This window comes from Streptococcus sanguinis, from assembly GCF_020729725.1.
GTDB lineage: Bacteria > Bacillota > Bacilli > Lactobacillales > Streptococcaceae > Streptococcus > Streptococcus sanguinis_V.
Genome location: NZ_JAJEPA010000017.1, coordinates 1 through 3,392, shown reverse-complemented (window position 1 = coordinate 3,392; position 3,392 = coordinate 1). Strand labels below are relative to the sequence as shown.

The 3,392-nt window shown below is 37.3% G+C and carries 6 protein-coding genes; all 6 read right to left on the bottom strand.

The window, feature by feature from the left end:
* On the bottom strand, positions 1-303 hold a 303-nt coding region (locus K4I03_RS10010), incomplete at its 3' end, for a hypothetical protein (RefSeq protein ID WP_227965115.1).
* Positions 304-370: 67 nt separating this feature from the next.
* Complete coding sequence (locus tag K4I03_RS10005; RefSeq protein ID WP_227965114.1) at positions 371-1,198, bottom strand: hypothetical protein; 828 nt, start codon at positions 1,196-1,198, stop codon at positions 371-373.
* Positions 1,199-1,908: 710 nt separating this feature from the next.
* Positions 1,909-2,580: a hypothetical protein gene (locus K4I03_RS10000; RefSeq protein ID WP_227965113.1), complete on the bottom strand. Its 672-nt coding sequence runs from the start codon at positions 2,578-2,580 to the stop codon at positions 1,909-1,911.
* Positions 2,581-2,610: 30 nt separating this feature from the next.
* A complete protein-coding gene (locus K4I03_RS09995) occupies positions 2,611-2,793 on the bottom strand; it encodes a hypothetical protein (protein WP_227965112.1) in 183 nt (60 codons plus the stop codon).
* 17 nt (positions 2,794-2,810) lie between these two features.
* A complete protein-coding gene (locus K4I03_RS09990; RefSeq protein ID WP_227965108.1) occupies positions 2,811-3,113 on the bottom strand; it encodes a hypothetical protein in 303 nt (100 codons plus the stop codon).
* Positions 3,103-3,392 (bottom strand): hypothetical protein (locus tag K4I03_RS09985; protein WP_227965106.1); only part of this gene is annotated, 290 nt, incomplete at its 5' end. The genes K4I03_RS09985 and K4I03_RS09990, both read right to left, overlap by 11 nt.

Here is a 3,392-nt window from a genome sequence, read left to right as displayed (position 1 = left end):
AATTTTCTCTTTGCCCTCTTTGGCGATATGAGAATACTTAGTCAGTTTGACAATGGTTTTGTAGTTTGCAGCCTCTATCTCTCTCTCTCCTTTTGTATAAAATGAGAGATTAGGCTGTGCCAATCCTGTCATCTTAGCTATAAAATTGGTTCGGAAAGTTGTTAAGAACCATTTTACAGACTGCAAGTCTACCTCCACTTCCTTATTTTGTGTACTAAATCCAGACTTGATAATCTGAACATTGTTAACAATGCCAGCAGGCATTGATTGTTTCATAAGGTTGCGTCTAAAATCAGTTTCCATATCATTTCTCCTTTTGCATTCAGGCTGTAAATCTGCCTCCATCACTTCTCTCCTTTCCTCTTCTAAATTATTGGTGTCCTTCAGATTGCTTCTGATTCATATATTCTTGATATTTGCTGACTATGTAAGGATATAACTTTTCAGATACATCAAATATAGCCACTGCTTTCTCAAGGAGCTTTTCAGATGCTTTCCCTTGGTTGTAGAAACAGAATTTCTCCACCCAATCTTTTATGTCGTAAGCTAAGCAACATTTATCTTTGTCACTATAAACCCAATAATTAAAAGGTTTTTGATTGAAATTATTGAAATGAACTCTTTTAAAATAACCCTCTTGATTAGGATAGTTAGCCAGAAATGAATCCTGCTCCTTTCCTAAGAAGTTACTGAAGTCTCGATAATAACGCAAATGCGCCATTCTCTTTTCTCGGCTTTCTTCTTTCCCAAAAGAAAATCGACAGGATTTATCCTCTAACTGAGCCAAGAGACGAGAGCAGGTGTTTTTAAACTCTTGCTCAAATTCATAGGCTCTGCCTTCAGCACTATAAGCGCCTACTAGACGTTCCAAAAAGCCCTGCATACCTTCTCTTTCGAAGTTATAAAGGTATTCGAAATCATCAAACCGAGAACTAATATCTATACCTATATATTTAAACTCTTCAGGACGACAAAATTCCCGTGAGTTCAGGTACTCAGCAAACTGGATAACTTGGATGTTATAATTGATTGCTTCGTCCCAGAATGTATAGAAACTATTCACTTCATACTTCTTTCCCTCGACTTCAAAAACGAAAACTGGGGCTTCCATAGAGAAAGTGTTATAGTTTTCTTCGTAAGTGTTATATAAATCATACTCAACATTTTCAACTTTTACATCTACTAATCTTATTTCCATGCTTATTTCCTCCAAAATTATAAAAAGCAACCCACACTTTTGCTTCCCTCTCAGCACCTGTAGGCAGTGACTTGTTTCTCACTCCAAAACAAGCAAATGTCATAGTTCCCAATCACGTCTATGCACGTTAGGCAGCACATCTTGCCTGCCAGTCACCTAGTTTCTTGACTAGGAAAGCACCACTTCTCTCTCTTTATAGGCACTTGTGGAAATGCGATTAATCGCAGATAGCCTTGCTGTCAATTTCTGTTAGCAGGGACAGCTTCCTCTCCATACACCTTGCATTGGTTAGTGTTTCTCTTATAAAAGTCATACAGGAGTGTACTAGCCATGATTGTACCCGTTGGAACATGGCAACCCTACCGTTTATGGCTTAGGAACGGAAAACCCTCGTCCAGTTCTCTGGCATATCTGCTTGTCTCACCTTGTACGTCTAACCATATCAGTTTTTGTACCGCGTCTGTTTAGCAGCATTAGCGGTGTTTGTCCCTGACTGGWTTCTTTTTACACTTGCGTACAAGCCTCACAGCTTGACGGCAGCAGCGCCGTTCTATGTATGTTGTTTGACTTCACCCATAGAAAGGAGAAGATCAGTTCTTTACCCTCGCTGATTTGGACGAGCTGTTTTAACTGTCTTTATTATATACTTTTGGAGATATATTGTCAAGCGTTTTTTGAAAAAAACTTAAAAATTTTTATTAAAATTTATTTTAGTCATTTTGATCTACATTTTTAGCCACTTCCCAAGTAGGCAATTTAGAATCTGAAATMAAAAATTCAAATTCTTCCATTGATTCATTTTTGTCTAACCAATTCAAAAACTGATCTATACTGAACCCTGTGTGTTCCACATCTGCCTGTAATTGGTCGCCATCTACAAAAATGCTGGCGCTGGCTTTGTTTTTATTAGGCTTCATGTTAACAATACACTTGTTATACTTTCCTGACTTTAAATCAGATAAAATCGGTGTAAAATATTCGTCCTGATTTTGCGTGCCAAATCCAGACTTGATATGAATATTGCCAACAATGCCTGCTGGCTCTGATTGGTTCACTAAGGATGGATCTAAAATACGACCATATTTTAAAATACTGTCAATCATCCAGTCATAACCCAAAAAACCTTGAGAATGTTTCATAATTTCCTTGAACTCAGTTTTTGTTCCTACAGTCATAGTCACATCACAAGCCCAGCCATCTTTAAAGTCATAATGGAAGGTATGATTTTTACCATTACCGCAATCAATCCCTAGTGTTTCTAAATGTTCTTTCAAACCCTTAGTAAGATTGACCTCTTTAGCATAAACTTTCCCTGAACCTGACCACTTTCCATCCCATGAACCAATACTTGTGTGGCCATACTCAAATAGTAATACTGTCATAATTATTCACTCCTTTATTATTCTTCGTCTTTAATTTGGTTCTTCTCCCTCTATATAAACCACTTTTTCATTTTCATTCCCTGGATAGACAGTGTATTTTTTAGTTTCAACCCAATCTACTCCTCCTCGCTCTGTATAAAATCCTGTGCATAAAATCACTTGATCGTCATCACTATACTTGCTTAATAGCTCTTTCAATTCTCCTACTGTCATTTTATTCCCCTTTCTATTCAGTCCTTAAATAATTCATCAACCTTAGCCCATTTTTCTTCATCTGTTGCCATTTTTACAACATTTACAAGTAGCTTCTGAGCTTCTTCTGAAATCTGTCTAGCACTTGCATTATGTTGGTTAGTGGCAATTTCTTCTGTCCGCTTTTGTAAAAAGTAAACTTTTTGCATTACATCTGAAACAAGATCGTTTAATGCTTTAAGGTTTTCAACCGCTTGAACATCATGGTCAGAACTTCCAAACCATGATGTCCCTTGTAAAAGGTCGTCTGCGGTAATTTTTTGTTTGATGTTAATTTCCATTGTTCTTCTCCTCTTCAGATTTATGATTCAAACGAATCAATATATAGCTAGAAAGCATAGCTGCTGGTATAGCAGTTCCCCAAACCCATAAATGAGTTACAGCATGGCGAACAACCAATTCTGCGTAAATATCACCAGACACCAATTCGCCAGGTTTATACAAACTCAGAAAAGAGAGTGCAAAGGCAAATAAAAGTGTCATGAAGATAAATCCCATTCCATATCTAATTGGTTTAGCGGCCGAATCCTCTTCTGGAGACCGCTTAGCAAAACCAATTC

Coding starts and splice junctions, on each gene's coding strand:
- K4I03_RS10005 (WP_227965114.1), bottom strand. CDS start 1,198: ATGGAAATAAGATTAGTAGATGTAAAAGTTGAAAATGTTGAGTATGAT.
- K4I03_RS09995 (WP_227965112.1), bottom strand. CDS start 2,793: ATGACAGTAGGAGAATTGAAAGAGCTATTAAGCAAGTATAGTGATGAC.
- K4I03_RS09990 (WP_227965108.1), bottom strand. CDS start 3,113: ATGGAAATTAACATCAAACAAAAAATTACCGCAGACGACCTTTTACAA.